The 16855-nt window shown below is 56.5% G+C and carries 19 protein-coding genes; 4 read left to right on the forward strand and 15 right to left on the reverse strand.

Features of this window, described 5'->3' with window-relative positions:
- Positions 1–27: 27 nt before the first annotated feature.
- The 10 genes from pepB to trmJ form a co-directional block, all read right to left on the reverse strand.
- Positions 28–1314 carry an aminopeptidase PepB gene (gene pepB, locus ACOTX4_RS09080; RefSeq protein ID WP_023325070.1) on the reverse strand — a complete coding sequence of 429 codons (1287 nt, stop codon included), beginning with the start codon at positions 1312–1314 and terminating at the stop codon, positions 28–30.
- Between the two features lie 60 nt (positions 1315–1374).
- Entirely contained in the window at positions 1375–1575 is a 201-nt protein-coding gene (gene iscX, locus ACOTX4_RS09085; protein ID WP_003860650.1) for a Fe-S cluster assembly protein IscX, read from the reverse strand.
- A 1-nt stretch (position 1576) separates the two neighbouring features.
- Positions 1577–1912, reverse strand: a complete 336-nt coding sequence (fdx, locus tag ACOTX4_RS09090) for an ISC system 2Fe-2S type ferredoxin (protein ID WP_003860652.1) — start codon at positions 1910–1912, stop codon at positions 1577–1579.
- A gap of 1 nt (position 1913) precedes the next feature.
- On the reverse strand, positions 1914–3764 hold the full coding sequence (gene hscA / locus ACOTX4_RS09095; protein WP_045330507.1) for a Fe-S protein assembly chaperone HscA: 1851 nt from the start codon (positions 3762–3764) through the stop codon (positions 1914–1916).
- 14 nt (positions 3765–3778) lie between these two features.
- A complete protein-coding gene (gene hscB, locus ACOTX4_RS09100) occupies positions 3779–4294 on the reverse strand; it encodes a co-chaperone HscB (RefSeq protein ID WP_421635369.1) in 516 nt (171 codons plus the stop codon).
- 80 nt (positions 4295–4374) lie between these two features.
- Positions 4375–4698 (reverse strand): iron-sulfur cluster assembly protein IscA, encoded by a 324-nt coding sequence (gene iscA, locus ACOTX4_RS09105; RefSeq protein ID WP_003860659.1) that lies wholly within the window; start codon positions 4696–4698, stop codon positions 4375–4377.
- 13 nt (positions 4699–4711) lie between these two features.
- Positions 4712–5098: a Fe-S cluster assembly scaffold IscU gene (gene iscU, locus ACOTX4_RS09110; protein ID WP_003860661.1), complete on the reverse strand. Its 387-nt coding sequence runs from the start codon at positions 5096–5098 to the stop codon at positions 4712–4714.
- Positions 5099–5122: 24 nt separating this feature from the next.
- A complete protein-coding gene (gene iscS, locus ACOTX4_RS09115) occupies positions 5123–6337 on the reverse strand; it encodes a cysteine desulfurase (RefSeq protein WP_003860663.1) in 1215 nt (404 codons plus the stop codon).
- Positions 6338–6454: 117 nt separating this feature from the next.
- Positions 6455–6946 (reverse strand): Fe-S cluster assembly transcriptional regulator IscR, encoded by a 492-nt coding sequence (gene iscR, locus ACOTX4_RS09120; RefSeq protein WP_003860665.1) that lies wholly within the window; start codon positions 6944–6946, stop codon positions 6455–6457.
- 216 nt (positions 6947–7162) lie between these two features.
- Entirely contained in the window at positions 7163–7888 is a 726-nt protein-coding gene (trmJ, locus tag ACOTX4_RS09125; protein WP_003860666.1) for a tRNA (cytosine(32)/uridine(32)-2'-O)-methyltransferase TrmJ, read from the reverse strand.
- 132 nt (positions 7889–8020) lie between these two features.
- Between trmJ and suhB the strand changes: the two genes are divergently transcribed.
- On the forward strand, positions 8021–8824 hold the full coding sequence (gene suhB, locus ACOTX4_RS09130; RefSeq protein WP_003860668.1) for an inositol-1-monophosphatase: 804 nt from the start codon (positions 8021–8023) through the stop codon (positions 8822–8824).
- Between the two features lie 61 nt (positions 8825–8885).
- Here the strand turns inward: suhB and ACOTX4_RS09135 are convergent, their stop codons facing one another.
- Both ACOTX4_RS09135 and ACOTX4_RS09140 read right to left on the reverse strand, forming a co-directional pair.
- Complete coding sequence (locus ACOTX4_RS09135) at positions 8886–9866, reverse strand: nickel/cobalt transporter (protein WP_045330514.1); 981 nt, start codon at positions 9864–9866, stop codon at positions 8886–8888.
- Positions 9857–10495, reverse strand: coding sequence for a DUF1007 family protein (locus ACOTX4_RS09140; RefSeq protein WP_045330516.1), 639 nt, complete (start codon positions 10493–10495; stop codon positions 9857–9859). The genes ACOTX4_RS09135 and ACOTX4_RS09140 overlap by 10 nt, the downstream gene beginning before the upstream one ends.
- A gap of 125 nt (positions 10496–10620) precedes the next feature.
- Between ACOTX4_RS09140 and csiE the strand changes: the two genes are divergently transcribed.
- Positions 10621–11898: a stationary phase inducible protein CsiE gene (gene csiE / locus ACOTX4_RS09145; RefSeq protein WP_045330518.1), complete on the forward strand. Its 1278-nt coding sequence runs from the start codon at positions 10621–10623 to the stop codon at positions 11896–11898.
- On the opposite strand, the gene ACOTX4_RS09150 is transcribed toward csiE, so the two are convergent.
- Positions 11899–13038: a 3-phenylpropionate MFS transporter gene (locus ACOTX4_RS09150; protein ID WP_003860673.1), complete on the reverse strand. Its 1140-nt coding sequence runs from the start codon at positions 13036–13038 to the stop codon at positions 11899–11901.
- Between the two features lie 172 nt (positions 13039–13210).
- Between ACOTX4_RS09150 and ACOTX4_RS09155 the strand changes: the two genes are divergently transcribed.
- On the forward strand, positions 13211–13633 hold the full coding sequence (locus tag ACOTX4_RS09155) for a DoxX family protein (protein WP_003860675.1): 423 nt from the start codon (positions 13211–13213) through the stop codon (positions 13631–13633).
- Between the two features lie 53 nt (positions 13634–13686).
- Here ACOTX4_RS09155 and glyA read toward each other — a convergent pair whose 3' ends face one another.
- On the reverse strand, positions 13687–14940 hold the full coding sequence (glyA, locus tag ACOTX4_RS09160; protein WP_003860678.1) for a serine hydroxymethyltransferase: 1254 nt from the start codon (positions 14938–14940) through the stop codon (positions 13687–13689).
- A gap of 304 nt (positions 14941–15244) precedes the next feature.
- Here glyA and hmpA point away from each other — a divergent pair, with 304 nt between their 5' ends.
- The gene (hmpA, locus tag ACOTX4_RS09165; RefSeq protein ID WP_023325074.1) at positions 15245–16435 is read left to right on the forward strand and encodes an NO-inducible flavohemoprotein; all 1191 of its coding nucleotides are present in this window, start codon (positions 15245–15247) and stop codon (positions 16433–16435) included.
- Positions 16436–16511: 76 nt separating this feature from the next.
- Here hmpA and glnB read toward each other — a convergent pair whose 3' ends face one another.
- Positions 16512–16850, reverse strand: coding sequence for a nitrogen regulatory protein P-II (glnB, locus tag ACOTX4_RS09170; RefSeq protein ID WP_003860685.1), 339 nt, complete (start codon positions 16848–16850; stop codon positions 16512–16514).
- Between the last annotated feature and the right edge of the window lie 5 nt (positions 16851–16855).

Below are 16855 nucleotides of genomic sequence, written 5' to 3' on the forward strand. Positions count from 1 at the left end.
AGAGGGTTAGGGTGAGGGCAAAGAGCATTACTCAGCCGTCAGCAGGTTCGCTACGGTACGCACGCCCAGACCGGTCGCACCCGCAGACCACTGCTCAACCGCCGCTTTACGGTAGGTTGCGGAGCAGTCAATGTGCAGCCAGCCTTCATGGTAGTTCTCAACGAAGTGAGACAGGAAGCCTGCTGCGGTGCTTGCCCCCGCCGGGTACGCTGCGCTCGCGGTGTTGTTCAGCTCGGCGAAGTTAGACGGCAGCTGGCTGCGGTGGAACTCGGCCAGCGGCAGACGCCAGAACGGTTCGTTTTCCGCCGCCGCGCTGGCCAGCAGGCGAGCGGCCAGCTTGTCGTCGAAGCTGAACAGGGCGTGATAGTCATTACCCAGGGCAGTTTTCGCCGCGCCGGTCAGGGTCGCCATGTCGATAATCAGCTCCGGCTTCTGCGCAGAGGCGTCGATCAGGCCATCGGCCAGCACCAGACGGCCTTCGGCGTCGGTGTTCATCACCTCAACGTTTTTACCGTTGCGGTAGCGAATGATGTCGCCCAGCTTGAAGGCGTTGCCGCTCACCATGTTGTCCGCGCAGCACAGGTAGAGCTTCACGCGCTTGTTCAGGCCACGGGTGATGGCGAAGGCCAGCGCGCCGGTAATGGTCGCCGCGCCGCCCATGTCGGACTTCATGGAGTCCATGAATGCGCTCTGCTTCAGGCTGTAGCCGCCGGTGTCGAAGGTGATGCCTTTCCCGACCAGACAGGCAAAGACCGGCGCTTCTTTGTCGCCGGTTGGGTTGTAATCCAGCGCCAGCAGGACCGGAGGACGCTCTGAGCCACGGCCCACGGTGTGGATACCCATGTAGTTCTGCTCGCGCAGGTCTTCCCCTTTAGTGATGCGGTAGGACATCTTTTCGCCCGCCACACCGCACAGCAGGTCAACGGCGCGCTGCGCCAGCTGTTCCGGCCCCAGCTCTTCCGCCGGTGCGTTAATGGTGTCGCGCACCCAGTCGATAATGTTCAGGCGGCTTTCCAGCTCTTTCTGACCGGCTTCGTCGAGGTTCGCCCACTCAATTTGACGGGTGCCTTTCGGCCCTTTGTAGCCTGCCCAGAACGCCCAGCTGCGGTCGGTGTCCCAACCTTCCCCTTCCAGCGACACATGCTTAATGCCAAGGCCGTCAATCTTACGCGCGGCGCGCTGGATCAGGCCCAAATCATCGTTGCCCGTCAGGTGCAGGGTAATGCCGTCGTTATTAATGCTGTAGGTGGCTTTCTCGCCCCAGCGCGCGTCGGCAGGCTGATTCGAGAGCGTAATCTTCATCGCTTCGGTCATTTTATTTTTCCTTATTAGCAACTAGCAAACGGGCCGCCTGAAGGCAGCCCGTTTTGTTATTTATTCTGCTTCATCTAACCAGACTAACAGAATCGCCTCCAGAATTTTTTCATTGGATGCGTTGGGATCGTCGTCGAAATCCTCTAAATCGCAGATCCACTGATGCATGTCGGTGAATCGTACGGTCTTCGGATCGAGATCCGGGTTCGCGTCGTAGAGCGCTTCGCCGATTTCACGGCTGTCTGTCCACTTCAGTCCCATATTAATGCTCGCGTGCGTGGTTGATGGTGTAGCGTGGGAACTCCACGACCAGATCTTCATCGGTCACCGCGGCCTGGCAGCTTAAGCGGCTGTCTGGCTCCAGACCCCATGCTTTATCCAGCATGTCGTCTTCGTCTTCGGTGCTCTCGGCGAGAGAGTCGAAACCTTCACGCACGATGCAGTGGCAGGTGGTGCAGGCACAGGATTTTTCACAGGCGTGTTCCACTTCGATACCTGCACGCAGGGCTACATCGAGAATGGTTTCACCGGTCTTCGCTTCCAGAACAGCGCCATCCGGACAGAGGTCCGCATGAGGCAAAATTACAATCTTTGGCATATTAAACCTCGTCCACGGACTGGCCTTTCAGCGCGACGCGGACAGATTTGTCCATGCGGCGAGCAGCAAAGTCCTGGGTTTGTTTATCAACGTTTTTAATGGCTTCTTCTATCGCGTCAGCGTCATTGCCTTCGGCCACGGCGCTTAAGCGCGCGGCAGCGTCGTCAATCACCTGGCGCTCAGCGGCGCTTAACAGCGCGGCATCGGCAGCGAGCGCCCCGTTCAGGCTTTCCAGCACGCGTGCGGCTTCAACTTTTTGTTCCGCCAGCATACGCGCCTTCACATCCTGCTCGGCGTAGCTCATTGAGTCCTGAATCATGGAGGCGATTTCGCCATCGGTCAGGCCGTAGGACGGCTTAACCTGAATAGACGACTCGATACCGGTCGATTTTTCCATCGCCGTGACGCTCAGCAGGCCGTCCGCATCCACCTGGAAGGTGACGCGAATATGCGCCCCGCCCGCAGGCAGCGCTGGAATTCCGCGCAGCGCAAAGCGCGCCAGAGAGCGGCAGTCCTGCACCAGCTCACGCTCGCCCTGCATCACGTGGATGGACATCGCGGTCTGGCCGTCTTTGAAGGTGGTGAACTCCTGCGCGCGCGCCACCGGAATGGTGGTGTTACGCGGAATGACTTTCTCCACCAGGCCGCCCATGGTTTCTAAACCCAGAGACAGCGGGATGACGTCCAGCAGCAGCATTTCGCTGTCCGGCTTGTTGCCAACCAGAATATCGGCCTGGATAGCGGCGCCGACGGCAACCACTTTGTCCGGGTCGATAGAGGTCAACGGCGTGCGGCCAAAGAATTCGCCCACGCGCTCGCGCACCAGCGGCACGCGCGTTGAACCGCCTACCATCACCACTTCCAGCACCTCGTTAGCCTCAACGCCTGCATCCTTCAATGCGCGACGGCAGGCCAGCAGGGTACGCTTAACCAGAGGCGCAATCAGTTCGCTGAACCGATCGCGGGTGATTTCACCCTGCCAGCCTGCGACATTTACGGTGACCGACTGCGCATCGCTCAGCGCAATTTTGGCGTCGATGGCCGCATCCAGCAGTTCACGCTGCACGCGCGCATCGCTGCGATCGCTGATGCCCGCCTGCTCGCGGATGTAATCTGCCAGCAGATGGTCGAAGTCATCGCCGCCGAGCGCGGAATCCCCGCCGGTCGCCAGCACTTCGAACACGCCGCGGCTCAGGCGCAGGATTGAGATATCGAACGTCCCGCCGCCGAGATCGTAAACCGCGATCACCCCTTCCTGACCGGAGTCGAGGCCGTAGGCAATCGCCGCCGCCGTCGGTTCGTTCAGCAGACGCAGCACGTGCAGGCCCGCCAGACGCGCGGCGTCTTTGGTGCCCTGACGCTGTGCATCGTCGAAATAGGCCGGAACGGTGATCACCACTCCGTCCAGATCGCCGCCGAGCGTCGCCGTGGCGCGTGCCGCCAGCGCTTTAAGGATGTCAGCAGAAACGCGAATCGGGTTCAGCAAACCGGCTGACGTCGCGATCATCGGCAGGCCGTTTTCGCTGGCCTGTAGCTGATACGGCAGATGCGGGTAACGGGTCTGGATATCAGCCAGCGAGCGGCCCATCATGCGCTTAACCGAGCTGATGGTATTGGCCGGATCGCGCGCGGCGTTAGCGCGGGCATCAACCCCGACCGCGTGACCCTGCTGTTGGTAGTGGACTACAGAAGGCAGCAGATGGCGCCCCTGCTCGTCAGCCAGCGTTTCCGCCTGGCCGCTGCGCACGGTCGCCACGAGGGAATTGGTGGTGCCCAGGTCAATACCGACCGCCAGACGACGCTGGTGCGGTGCGGCACTTAAGCCAGGCTCACTAATTTGTAATAAGGCCATAATTGCTTCCGAAATTAAAAATCGAGCAGCTTTTCTTCGAGTTGTTCAGCACTGCTTCGCAGTTTATCGAGAAAACGGAGTTTGCGCACAGTGTCTGCCGCCACGTCCCAGGTCTCGTTGTTCAGTTGCTCCACCATCTGCTGATGGCGGGTATCGAACATACCCTTTACGCGCGTGATAAAGCTTTCCAGGCGCGCTTCGTCTTTAGCCTGTTCAATTTCATCCAGCTCTTCGCGCAGCTCCAGTTGTTCCATCAGAAAGGCGGTGTCGCGCACGGTATGCTGTTCGCTCGCCAGATCGAAACCGTGAAGCGAGAGCAGATATTCTGCACGCGCCAGCGGATGACGCAGCGTTTGCCAGGCCTGGTTGATGGTGGCGGAGTGTGATACCGCAGCCAGTTGCTCTGTCTGCGTCCCGCTGGCGAATTTATCCGGATGGTACTGACGCTGGAGATCCTGAAAACGGACCGTCAGCGCCTGGAGATCGATCGGGTATTGAGCGGGTAGTCCGAAGAGAGTGAAGTAATCCATAACAATCTCAGGGGTAGCCTGTCAGAACAAACCCCACGCGTAGCGGGTAACGCCACGGTGGGGTTTCGGATGACGCGCGGTTAAACGTGGAAGCTTTCGCCGCAACCACACTCGTCTTTGACGTTCGGGTTCGTAAATTTGAACCCTTCGTTCAGGCCTTCTTTGACGAAGTCCAGCTGAGTGCCGTTGAGGAATTGCAGGCTTTTGCCATCGACCACCACCTTCACGCCCTTGTCTTCAAACACGGTGTCATCAGACGCCGGTTCGTCAACAAACTCCAGTACGTAAGCCATACCAGAACAGCCGGAGGTACGTACGCCCAGTCGCAGGCCAAAGCCTTTACCACGGTTCGCCAGAAAAGAGCTTACTCGCGCGGCAGCGCTGTCGCTAAGGGTAATCGACATACTCAAACCTCAATTATTTTGCTTCACGTTTGCTTTTGTAATCCGCAATGGCGGCTTTGATCGCGTCTTCTGCCAGAATTGAGCAGTGAATTTTCACCGGCGGCAGTTCGAGTTCTTCAGCAATATCCGTGTTCTTGATTGCCTGTGCTTCGTCCAGAGACTTGCCCTTCACCCATTCGGTGACCAGGGAGCTGGACGCGATAGCAGAACCGCAGCCGTAGGTCTTGAAGCGCGCGTCTTCAATGATACCTTCATTGTTGACTTTGATCTGCAACTTCATCACGTCGCCACATGCTGGTGCACCGACCATGCCGCTACCAACAGATTCGTCGCTGTTGTCAAAAGAGCCAACGTTGCGCGGGTTTTCGTAATGATCGATGACTTTTTCGCTGTATGCCATGATTGAATTCTCCTTATGTACCGATTAGTGATGTGACCATTCAATGCTGTTCAGATCCACGCCCTGCTTGAACATTTCCCACAGTGGAGAAAGGTCGCGCAGACGGCCGATGGAGTTACGAACCAGCTTGATGGTGTAGTCAATCTCTTCTTCGGTAGTAAAACGACCTAAAGAGAAACGGATAGAGCTGTGTGCCAGCTCGTCAGTCATACCCAGCGCGCGCAGCACGTAGGATGGCTCCAGGCTTGCAGAGGTACAGGCAGAGCCGGAAGAAACGGCCAGGTCTTTCAGCGCCATGATCAGCGACTCGCCTTCAACATAGTTGAAGCTGACGTTGAGGATGTTCGGCGCGCCCTGCTCGAGATCGCCGTTCAGATACACTTCTTCCATATCTTTCACGCCGTCCCACAGACGGTTACGCAGCGTGCGCAGGCGTGCCATCTCGGTTTCCATCTCTTCTTTTGCAATGCGGTAGGCTTCGCCCATGCCCACGATCTGGTGAACAGGCAGCGTACCGGAACGCATGCCGCGCTCGTGACCGCCGCCATGCATCTGTGCTTCGATGCGAATACGTGGCTTACGACGAACGTACAGCGCGCCGATACCTTTCGGACCATAGATTTTGTGACCGGAGAAGGACATCAGGTCCACTTTCAGCTGGCTCAGGTCGATAGGCAGTTTGCCCACGCTCTGGGTCGCGTCCACGTGGTAGATGATACCGCGCGCGCGGCACATTTCGCCGATGGTCGCGATGTCTTGTACCACGCCGATTTCGTTGTTGACGTGCATGATGGAGACCAGAATGGTGTCATCACGCATCGCCGCTTCGAGCTCTTTCAGATCGATAATGCCGTTGCTCTGTGGCGCCAGATAGGTGACTTCGAACCCTTCACGCTCCAGCTGACGGCAGGTGTCCAGCACGGCTTTGTGTTCGGTTTTGCTGGTGATGATGTGCTTGCCTTTTTTCTGATAAAAGTTGGCTGCACCCTTAATCGCCAGGTTGTCGGATTCGGTCGCACCGGAGGTGAAAACAATTTCACGCGGGTCGGCACCGACCAGGTCAGCAATCTGATTACGGGCGATATCAACCGCCTCTTCAGCATGCCAGCCAAAACGGTGTGAACGGGAAGCTGGGTTACCAAAGTTTCCGTCCAGGGTCAGACACTGCATCATTTTCTCGGCAACACGCGGGTCCACCGGCGTGGTTGCGGAGTAATCGAGATAAATCGGTAATTTCATTGCTCTATAAACTCCGTACATCGCTTCAATGCAAGGAATCAGGCAACCGGCTGGATGTACGACCGAGTACGCGGGGTGTGACCACCCCGGCCTGATTCTGAATACTTATCTTTTTAATTACGCGCGCAGTTTAACGTCGATGGCGTCCTGCGTGCGGGTGCTGCGCTGTGAATCCTGACTATGCTGACGCCCAGAGACATCCAGAACTTCCTGGTTATTCACCAGCTCACCGAGGGTGATGTTGTTCAGGAAGCCGGTCAGACGGTCGCTCAGATCGCGCCACAGCGCGTGGGTCAGGCATTTATCGCCGCCCTGACAGCCGCCTTTACCCTGGCAACGGGTCGCGTCAACGGATTCGTCAACCGCGCTAATCACTTCGCCAACCGCAATACTGCCCGCGTCTTTACCCAGCAGATAACCGCCGCCCGGGCCACGAACGCTGGACACCAGTCCATTTTTACGCAGTCTGGAGAACAGCTGTTCCAGGTAAGAGAGGGAGATCCCTTGTCGTTCAGAAATATCAGCCAACGGAACCGGGCCCGCTTCGGAGTTGAGCGCAACGTCCAGCATCGCGGTCACGGCATAACGCCCTTTAGATGTCAGTCTCATGTCTTACTTAACCTCAAACTCGCCCCTGCCCGGGGTTTTTTATTGTAAAATGGGGGTATTGCATAGCAGGGCCAAGTCTGACATTCCTGACTAAATTGGTCAACTATTTACTTGACTGTTTTAGTCAGGTATTTAACCTTCTGTGCCTTCATAATATAGGTGCGGCCTGATGCCCTCACCCCAGCCCTCTCCCACGGGGAGAGGGGGAAATCGACACTACGCTTTGTTCTTCTGCTCAATCGACGCCAGAATCCCGCGCAGAATGTTCAGCTCCTGGCTTTCCGGGCGGGCGCGGGTGAACATACGGCGCAGCTTGTTCATCACCTGACCCGGGTGGCCTTCACGGATAAAGCCGGTTGAGAGCAGCGTCTGCTCCAGATGACCGTAGAAGCGCTCCAGATCGTCCACCAGCGGGTAGGCCGTCTCTTCTTTAGGTTCGACCGGTTTCTCCTGCGTCGCCAGCCATGCCATGCGCACTTCGTAGGCAATGACCTGCACCGCCATCGCCAGGTTCAGCGAGCTGTATTCCGGATTGGCGGCAATCGCCACGTGGTAGTGACACTTCTGTAGTTCCTCGTTGGTCAGGCCAACGCGTTCACGACCAAACACCAGCGCAACCGGCGCCTGTTCCGCTTCTGAGATACTTTTCAGGCCGCATTCGCGCGGGTCCAGCATCGGCCAGGGCAGCGTACGGGAGCGCGCGCTGGTCCCCACCACCAGACTGCAACCGGCCAGGGCTTCGTCCAGGGTGTCCACGATCTGCGCATTCCCGATCACGTCGCTGGCGCCGGCCGCCAGAGCAATAGCCTGAGAGTCTGGTTTCACCAGCGGATTAACCAGCCACAGGTTCGTTAAGCCCATGGTTTTCATAGCGCGGGCCACAGAGCCCATGTTGCCGGTGTGCGATGTTTCGACCAGCACGATTCGAATGTTTTGCAGCATAATTTTTAGATGTCTGGATTCAGTGTCTGAAGAATATTCGGGCATATTATCATAAACGAGAGACATAATCCGATCCCGCTGCTATACTCTGCGCCGATTTTCCTGTTCTTTAACATCCAGTGAGAGAGACCGATGCATCCGATGCTGACCATCGCCGTGCGCGCAGCGCGCAAGGCGGGTAATGTAATTGCCAAACACTACGAAACCCCAGACTCCGTAGAAACCAGCCAGAAAGGCAGCAATGATTTCGTGACGAACGTCGATAAAGCCGCAGAAGCGATTATTATCGAAACGATCCGCAAATCTTACCCGCAGCACACCATCATCACCGAAGAAAGCGGTGAACATGAAGGTACCGATCAGGATGTTCAATGGGTTATCGATCCACTGGATGGCACCACCAACTTCGTTAAACGCCTGCCACACTTCTCTGTGTCTATTGCAGTACGCATCAAAGGCCGTACTGAAGTCGCTGTTGTTTACGATCCAATGCGTAACGAACTGTTCACCGCAACCCGCGGTCAGGGCGCGCAGCTGAACGGCTACCGTCTGCGTTGCAGCAATGCACGCGATCTGGACGGCACGATTCTGGCGACTGGCTTCCCGTTCAAGGCGAAGCAGCACGCAACCACCTATATGAATATCCTGGGCAAGCTGTTCACCGAATGCGCGGACTTCCGTCGCACTGGCTCTGCTGCACTGGATCTGGCCTACGTGGCGACCGGCCGCGTTGACGGTTACTTTGAGCTGTCACTGAAGCCGTGGGACTTCGCGGCGGGCGAGCTGATCGCACGTGAAGCTGGCGCGATTGTTTGCGACTTCACCGGCGGCCATAACTATATGTCTACCGGCAACATCGTTGCAGGTAACCCGCGCGTTGTTAAAGCCATGCTGGCAAACATGCGTGATGAACTGAGCGATGCGCTGAAGCGTTAATTCAGTCTGTTAAGCCCGGTGGCGCTACGCTTACCGGGCCTACAACACGCCTCAGATACGGCTAGAAAGGCCGCAACCCCCTTCCCACCGGCAGCGCGCTCATCCACATCGTGACCGCAGCCACCAGCAGAATCACCCCGCCCGCCAACGCAAGCGTCGTCCAGCCAACCTGTCGCCACAATACCGGCGTTTTATTGCCGCTGAGTTTTACCGCCAGCTGACGGAAGCTGTGCACCAGCAAGGCTAACGAAGAGATCGTCAGAGACGTTCCCGCCGCCATCGCCAGCGCCGAGAGCATGCCCCAGCCAAATACGCCTGTCACTTTGCTGAACAACAGCACCATGATTGCGCCCGAGCACGGACGCATCCCCATTGAGAGCACAATCATCAGACGCGCACGCCAGTCGTCACCATTCTGTAATTGTTCCTGCGTCGGCAGATGCTGATGCCCGCACCCGCAGTTTTCATGGTGAACGTGATGCGGCGTAAAGGCTTTGAATTTTGGTTTTTGCAGCAACGCGCGCAATTTTTTCAGCGCCCGCCAGCAGAGGATCAACCCCAGCACGCCTACCAGCGCGTAACTCCCCTTCTCCAGCCAGAAGCTGCTCATATGCAGCTGGCGAGCCGGCAGCTGTAGCAGCGAGAGGACGACCACGACCAGCGCAATCGCCACACCGCCCTGAAGTAAAGAAGAAGCCAGCGTCAGGCCGATACTCGATTTCAGCTTCGACGGATGCGTGGCAAGCCAGGTCGTGATGACAATTTTGCCGTGCCCCGGCCCCAGGGCATGCAGCACGCCATAGATAAAGCTGAACGCCAGAAGAGCGCCGCCCGCTTTGGTCGGATTTTCCGCCACGGCTTTCAGCAGCACGCTCATCTGCTGATTAACTTCCCGCTGCCAGAGGACGCTTTTCACCATCACCTGCGGCCATGCCTGCCACAGCCAGAGCGCGCCGCCAACCGCTAACAACAAAAAGAGCGCCAGAGGCCAGAGGTGCAGCCAGCGACGCGGCTTACTGACGGGAGAGGAGATCACTGACATTGTAACGTCACCTCCTGCGCGAACTGTTTACCCAGCTCCATGTCCTCAGGCGGGGCATCTGCTTTATCCAGCGAGATCGCAAAGTTCAGCGTCTCTTCGCTGGGTTTAGGGGTGTGCACGCCAATTTTGCAGCTTTTTTGCAGCGCGTCCGGCAGCCGTACGTCGCTGTCTTTGTCATAGCGCATATCGACATAGTAGGTAGGGTCAAAAGTTGAAAAGCGGTACGTTTGCCCGGGCAGCGGCTGAGGATGCGCCAGCGGAAGCACGAACGTCAGCACCGCCTGATGACCTTCGCGGGTCATGCCGTACTCCGTGGGACGGTTAAGAAATTTCACCTTTTGTCCGTTGTGCCAGAACTCGGTGAAGTAGTGCTGACCCAGCACGTTGGCCATCACCTCCGCCGCCAGCTTTTTCCAGATCTCATCGCCGGGCTTTGCGTTTCCGGCATCGTACAGCAGGTCGGCGGAGGTGATTTCATCCATCGTCCAGTGCATCTTCAGGCCACTGAGCTGCGTGCCGTCCGTCACCAGTTCGGTTTTCAGGCTGATAAAACTGTGAGGATGTGCGCCGGCGGCGAAAGTGAAAACCGCCAAAAATAACGCTACCGCGCTTTGTTTAACTATTTGCATCTGTTCCTCACGTCAAAAATTCTGTGATGTTCGCCAGCAATCCTGAGTGAAAGGCCTGCCGGTGCGCTTTTCAGCGCCCATCCTTTAGCTATTCTTATCAAACATTCACACTGGATACCCGACAGATGATGACGACGCTTGAAATTCCATCTGTGCTTTCCAGTTCGCAGCGCCGCTGCCAGGTGCTTTTGATGCTTTACCTGCCCGATGCTGCCGTCACCGCACAGAGCATAATCGCTGCCAACGGCGTGGACGACGTCATGGCACGGCAAGATATAGCCGAGACGCGCGATGAAATCCAGCGCTATCATCGGCTTGATATCGTCACGCACCATGATGGCTGCTACCGAATTGAGGGTTCCGCCCTTAATCAACGTTTGTGCCTGCTGCACTGGCTGCGCAGGGCGCTTCGGCTCTGTCCACATTTTGTCGCCCAACAGTTTACCCCTGCCTTAAAAACCGCGCTCAAACAGCACGGCATTGCCCGCCCGCTTTATGACGATGCGAACCTTCGGGCGCTTATCAACTTTTGTGCGCGCAAGCTTCAGCGCCAGTTTGAGTCCCGCGACGTACAATTTTTACAGCTCTATCTGCAATATTGTCTGATTCAGCATCATCTGGGCAATACGCCGGAGTTTTCGCCCGTTCAGCGCAGCTGGACGCAGTCCCGAGGGGAATACTTTACGGCGCAGGAAATTGTCCGCCACTGGAAACGGCGCGTCCCGCAGGGAACGCACAGCGATGAACAGCTGTTCCTGGCGCTGCTGTTTATGATGCTTCGCACACCCGACCCGGTGATGGATAAACACCAGCAGGATCAGCGCCTGCGTCGCGCCATCGTGCGTATGATTGCCCGCTTCCGGGCACAAACCGGGATGAACTTCAGCGATGAGCAAGGTCTGACCGATCAGCTTTATATTCATCTGGCTCAGGCGCTGGACCGCTCCTTATTTGACATCGGCATCGACAACAGTCTGCCGGAAGAGATCCACCGTTTATACCCCCGGCTGCTGCGCACCACTAAAGAGGCGCTGTTTGAGCTGGAAGCTGAATTTGTTCTGCGATTCTCCGATGAAGAGATGGCTCTGGTGGCGGTGATTTTTGGTGCCTGGCTGATGCAGGAGACCGATCTGCATGAAAAACAGGTGGTCCTGTTAACGGGGGAAAATAAAGCCTGTGAAGAGTTAATTGAGCAGCAGCTTCGCGAGCTGACGCTGCTGCCGCTCAATATTCGTTATCTTAGCCTGGAGGCGTTTAAGAAGGAGGGCGCGCCCCGCGAGGCGGCGCTGGTTATTACGCCTTATCCAACCGCCCTGCCGCTGTTCTCGCCACCGCTCATTCATGCCGTTGAGACCCTGAACACGCAGCAGCAGGAACACATTCGCGTAATGCTCGAATCGTAGTTACGTGCGAGCAGCGACTTTAGGGCGAATAACGATGGCCGGTAAAGCGACCAGCGCCATCACCCAGAACACCCCGTGCCCCAGGTGCTGATAGAGGAAACCGGCAAATACGGTCATCACCGCAATACTGCCGCCCATCGCCACCGCTGAATAGACCGCCTGAAGACGAATAACGTCCCCACCCTCTCGCGCCGCGATGTAGCGCATCGCCGCCAGATGGCAGACGGTGAAGGTTCCGCAGTGCAGAATTTGCGCCACAATCAGCCACGGCAGCTCCGTCGTCCAGCCCATGATGCCCCAGCGCGCCACGCCGCACACGGCGGAAAGCAGCAGCAGGTCACGCGCCCCGAAACGACGGAACAGTTTTTGGCTCAGCGCGAAGATAATAACCTCCGCCACCACGCCGAGCGACCACAGGTAGCCTACCGCAGAAGCCGAGTAACCCGCCCCCTGCCAGTAGATGGCGCTGAAGCCATAATAGGCCGCATGCGCCCCCTGAAGCAGACAGACGCAGGCCAGGAAACGCCAGCTTTGCGCCACCAGCGAGCGCCAGGCGGGCCAGCCGGCGCTCTCCTGATGGCGGCTTTCGCCCTGCGGCATCACCGACGGACGCAGCAACATACCGAGCAGCATTGAGGCGATGCCGAGCGTTAGCAGCGCCAGAATGGCACGATAGTCATAGAGGCTGACCAGTTTCCCGACCAGCGCAGAGCCGATCACGAAGGCAATCGATCCCCACAGGCGCACGCGGCCATAGTCCATGGTGATCTGCTTTTGCCAGGTGTTCGCCAGGGCATCCGTCAGCGGCACCAGCGGGGAGAAGAACAGATTAAAGCCAACCATTACCACCATCAGCCAGGCAAACTGGTGGCTAACCCAGAAGCAGGCGGCAAAGACCAGCGTCAGCAGGGCCAGAATTCGCACCGCTTTAATCAGTAAGGAGGGATCGCTGACGCGGGGCGCAATCAGCAGACTCCCCAGGAAACGTGCCACCAGCCCCGCGCCCAGCAGGATGCCAATGGTCTCAGGCGTCAGACCAATTCCCTTGAGCCAGACGCTCCAGAAAGGCAGAAAAATACCGTAACTAAAGAAATAGGTGAAATAGCTGAGCGCCAGCCAGCGCGTGGAATGCAAGACCATGAATCCCTCCCGAAATGGAGGCGATAGTCTGGCGTTAATCCCTGACTTTAGCAAGTCGTTAGCGCGCTATAAATTAACTAAAAATTAACATCATCACCAGCCGGACAGCGTATGGCGAGAGCGGTAAAACTGTATTACGTTTATAAGACATCGCCTGAAGAGGTCGTTTGCCATGAACAGCTTACGTTATTTCGATTTCGGCTCCTCTCGTTCTCTCCTGCTTTTAATTGCCCGCATTGCTATCGTGGTCCTGTTTATTATTTTCGGTTATCCCAAGCTGACGGGGTTTAGCGGCACCGTTCAGTATATGACGTCGCTCGGCGCCCCCATGCCCATGCTGGCCGCGATTATTGCGGTGGTGATGGAAGTCCCCGCCGCGATTCTAATCGTGCTGGGCTTTTTCACCCGCCCTCTCGCGGTGATCTTTGTCTTCTATACGCTGGGAACGGCGGTGATTGGTCACCACTACTGGGATATGACGGGCGATGCGGTCCTGCCAAATATGATTAACTTCTACAAAAATGTGAGTATCGCTGGCGCATTTATTTTGCTGGCGATTACCGGGCCGGGGGCCATCTCCCTCGATCGACGTTAGCCCATAAAAAAAGGCCGCATGAGCGGCCTTTTTCAGTTCTGCAACGCAGAGAATTATGCGTACACCGGGAAGCGTGCACAGATGTCCAGCACTTTACCTTTAACGCGCTCGATAACCGCGTCGTCATTGATGTTGTCCAGAACGTCACACATCCAGCCCGCCAGCTCTTTTACTTCCGCTTCTTTAAAGCCACGACGAGTTACGGCCGGAGAACCGATACGGATACCGGAGGTCACGAACGGGCTCTTCGGATCGTTTGGCACGCTGTTTTTGTTCACGGTGATGTTGGCGCGGCCGAGGGCTGCGTCAGCTTCTTTACCGGTCAGGTTCTTATCAACCAGGTCCAGCAGGAACAGGTGGTTTTCAGTCCCGCCAGAGACCACTTTGTAGCCACGATTCAGGAACACTTCCACCATCGCTTTGGCGTTTTTAGCAACCTGCTGCTGATAAACCTTGAACTCTGGCTCCATCGCTTCTTTCAGCGCGACGGCTTTCGCGGCGATAACGTGCATCAGCGGGCCGCCCTGGGCGCTTGGGAATACGGCGGAGTTCAGCTTTTTGTACAGCTCTTCGTCACCGCCTTTCGCCAGGATCAGCCCACCGCGTGGACCCGCCAGGGTTTTGTGGGTGGTGGTGGTCACAACGTGCGCATGTGGAACCGGGTTCGGGTAAACACCAGCGGCAATCAGACCGGCAACGTGCGCCATGTCGACGAACAGGTACGCACCGATGCTGTCAGCGATTTCACGCATTTTTGCCCAGTCAACGATGCCGGAGTAAGCAGAGAAGCCACCGATGATCATCTTCGGCTTGTGCTCTTTGGCCTGCTTCGCCATGTCTTCGTAGTCAATTTTACCGGACTCATCAATACCGTAAGGGATGATGTTGTACAGTTTGCCAGAGAAGTTAACCGGGGAGCCGTGAGTCAGGTGGCCGCCCTGCGCCAGGTTCATACCCAGAACGGTATCGCCCGGCTGCAACAGCGCGGTATAAACAGCGAAGTTAGCCTGAGAGCCAGAGTGCGGCTGGACGTTCGCGTAGTCAGCGCCAAAGAGTTCTTTCGCACGGTCAATAGCCAGCTGCTCAACGATATCAACGTATTCGCAACCGCCGTAGTAGCGCTTGCCCGGATAACCTTCAGCATATTTGTTGGTCAGCTGAGAACCCTGCGCCTGCATCACGCGCGGGCTGGTGTAGTTTTCGGAGGCGATCAGTTCGATGTGCTCTTCCTGACGTACTTTTTCCTGCTCCATAGCCTGCCACAGTTCGGCATCATAATCGGCAATGTTCATTTCACGCTTTAACATCCGCATCTCCTGACTCAGCTAACAAGTAAATTTTTGGCCTGAAAAGGCAGTCCTGTTGGACGACGGGCAACAGTATAACTGAATAGTTCTGCGATAACAGGTCTTGACAAACGATTTTACGCAAACGTTTACCTCCACGCCACGCAAGGGTTTGAGCAATAAAGCTCTCACCATTTTCAACGGATTTCTTTTCAGCTTTGTGATGCATATTTTTCACGATGCAAAGAACCATTTACATTGCAGGGGTATTTTTATAAGATGTATCTAAAATACATCATTAAAGTAACATCAGAAGGAAGCTGCTATGCTCGACGCCCAAACCATCGCTACCGTGAAAGCCACAATTCCCCTGCTGGTTGAAACGGGTCCTAAACTGACCGCCCATTTCTACGATCGCATGTTCGCGCATAACCCGGAGCTCAAAGAGATTTTCAACATGAGCAACCAGCGTAACGGCGATCAGCGCGAAGCGCTGTTTAACGCTATTGCCGCCTATGCCAGCAACATCGAAAACCTGCCGGCTCTGCTGCCTGCGGTGGAAAAAATCGCGCAGAAGCACACCAGCTTCCAGATCAAACCTGAGCAGTACAACATCGTCGGCAGTCACCTGCTGGCGACCCTGGACGAAATGTTCAGCCCGGGCCAGGAAGTACTGGATGCCTGGGGGAAGGCCTATGGCGTACTTGCAAACGTATTCATCAACCGTGAAGCACAGATCTACAGCGAAAACGCCAGCAAGAATGGCGGCTGGGAAGGCACGCGCGCCTTCCGCATCGTTGAGAAAACCCCGCGCAGCGCACTGATCACCAGCTTTGAGTTTGAGCCAGTTGATGGTCAGCCAGTTGCCGATTACCAGCCGGGCCAGTATCTGGGCGTCTGGCTGAAGCCTGAAGGCTTCCCGCATCAGGAGATTCGCCAGTACTCCCTGACCCGCAAGCCAGACGGCAAAGGCTATCGCATTGCGGTTAAACGTGAGGAAGGTGGTCAGGTATCCAACTGGCTCCATAACGAAGCCAGCGTGGGCGACGTGGTCCATCTGGCGGCACCGGCGGGCGATTTCTTTATGGCCGTTGAAACGAATACCCCGGTGACGCTTATCTCCGCAGGCGTGGGTCAGACGCCAATGCTGGCGATGCTGGATACGCTGGCGAAAGCAAACCACAGCGCGCAGGTTAACTGGTTCCACGCGGCGGAGAACGGTGATGTTCACGCCTTTGCGGACGAAGTGAAAGCGCTGGGAGCGGGTCTGCCACACTTTACCGCGCATACCTGGTATCGTTTACCCACGGAAGCCGACCGCGCAGCGGCTCGTTTCGACAGCGAAGGCCTGATGAATTTAGGGCAGCATGAAGGGGCGTTCAGCGCACCGGGGATGCAGTTCTACGTTTGTGGGCCGGTAGCGTTTATGCAGTATGCCGCGAAGCAGCTGGTAGACCTGGGCGTGAATAAAGACAACATTCATTACGAATGTTTCGGCCCGCATAAAGTGCTGTAATGCAAAAAGCCCCTCAACGAGGGGCTTTTTTTTCGCCGGGTGGCAGCTGCGCCTTACCCGGCCTACCAAATCTTTTTTAAATCGCCGCGTCGTCTTCTTCGCCGGTACGGATACGGATCACGCGCGCCACGTCAAAGACGAAGATTTTCCCGTCGCCAATTTTACCGGTCTGCGCCGTGCGGATGATGGTATCCACACAGGTATCGACGATATCATCGCTTACCACGATCTCGATTTTCACTTTCGGCAGAAAGTCCACCATGTACTCTGCGCCACGGTATAGCTCGGTGTGGCCCTTCTGACGACCAAAACCTTTCACTTCAGTTACGGTCATCCCGGTGATGCCTACTTCTGCCAGCGCTTCACGTACATCATCCAGTTTGAAAGGTTTAATAATCGCATCAATCTTTTTCATGGTGG

Origin of the sequence: Enterobacter cloacae complex sp. IR5459 (assembly GCF_049238005.1) — a bacterium.
GTDB lineage: Bacteria > Pseudomonadota > Gammaproteobacteria > Enterobacterales > Enterobacteriaceae > Enterobacter > Enterobacter hormaechei_C.